We start from the raw sequence: 1613 nt of genomic DNA on the forward strand, positions 1-1613 counted from the left end.
TAAGGGGTTATATTCAAATGTGCACAAAAAAGGAAACCGATATGACCACTAAAGATGAATTTGATGCTCTCCTCATCAATCATGATGATGTTAAAAAAGAAGTTTTAGCGTTATTCAATGGTAGATGTGATGTTGCACTGGAATGGCTTAAAGAAACAAGACCTCAACTGATGGGTGTATCACCATCTTCTATAATCGATACTGATAAACAAAGAGTTCTTGATTTGATTTTTCAAATTAAAACTGGGGATATTTCTTAATCAAATGCAACTTGAAGACCATAATACATAGATTTTTTGGCAATGCTTAATGTTTTAGGTTACCAATCACTAAATGGGATTGGTTTCTAATGATAACTTTTGCCACAAATCAGAAGTAAGATGAGTAATCGTTAGATACAGCCTAGGTCTAGTTAATTTCTTACGAAGCACTTCCCTTACAGCATAGTTATGAGTAATGAGACGAAATGTGCTTTTACCTAAATCAATTCCTATACTGCGATAGTTAGAAATGATGATCACCTCTTCTTGTTAACCAGAAAACTTGAGTTTAATAAGTGGATAGGGCGTACCATTTTATTAATAACTTATTATATTCAATAGGTTAGATATCTACCCTTAACTAGTTTCTATGTAGTGGCCAATATTTTTAGCCACTACACAAAAGTCATACAAAACTTACATTTTCAACTCATGAACTACTATGTAACTACCTCCGCCTGTAGATTTTATATTAAAGGACTTGCTAGAAAACTCTATGCCTTCTTGTTCAATATTATTAAAATTAAATTTAATTCGACTATAAGGCGTTCTTGTTGCCCAGTACCCCATTCCTTGATCAAAAAGTAACTGAATAGTTTTTCCTGATCTTAATTCGATGTTTAAATATCTACCGTGGTCTAATTTATATTTTTCTAGAAAATCAGGATATATAGTTATACCAAGGCTTTCTCCTGTTGCTGATAGAAAAGTACTAATATCATCTATATTATTAAAGTTATCGGCAATACAATAAGGTGTTCTACCCTGATGATTCCCAGGATGAGAAGTCTCAATTTCGAAACTACCACACTGGTGATTTTCATTAATAGCTGCAAACAAAGAGCAAATTAAACGGACACTTATAGGACTAACCAAATATCTGTCACTATAAATTATCCGTTCAATGCCAGAATTGAGTTCTGATTCTAAATTGCCTGTTTTTTCAATAATTAATGCATATAATGACTGACCAAATTTATCTATGGAGACATCGAGTCTAGAACCTATATCATTTATTAAAGCCAAGTTATTTTGCAATGACGACGACATCGCTAATTCAGCAACATCTATTTTTTTCAAATTAAGGTTTAACTCTGATCCTTTCATACAGACCAAAGATTTATTAGTTGTAGCCCCCCACTCGGAGTTCAACGAAATCGTATCTTTATCATCAGTAGCGTACCAATAATTCCCATCAGTAAATTTCATTCTTAAGATGGGAAAAGCTTGCGTTGATAACTCTTTTGAGAGGTCAAAAGTAAACAAATCTACGTGTGCAGGTAAGGATGTTCTAATTTGCCAAGCAAGATCCGGAGTAATACTCTTTGCTACTGACTCACTTAGTAAGATTCG

The 1613-nt window shown here is 33.3% G+C and carries 2 protein-coding genes; one reads left to right on the forward strand and one right to left on the reverse strand.

From position 1 onward, the window contains the following. Positions 1-260 (forward strand): hypothetical protein (locus tag H5202_RS22110; protein ID WP_220493974.1); only part of this gene is annotated, 260 nt, incomplete at its 5' end. A 417-nt stretch (positions 261-677) separates the two neighbouring features. Here H5202_RS22110 and H5202_RS22115 read toward each other — a convergent pair. Continuing rightward, on the reverse strand, positions 678-1613 hold a 936-nt coding region (locus tag H5202_RS22115), incomplete at its 5' end, for a hypothetical protein (protein WP_182773929.1).

The organism is Shewanella sp. SG41-4, assembly GCF_014164505.1.
In the GTDB taxonomy this organism is placed as follows: domain Bacteria; phylum Pseudomonadota; class Gammaproteobacteria; order Enterobacterales; family Shewanellaceae; genus Shewanella.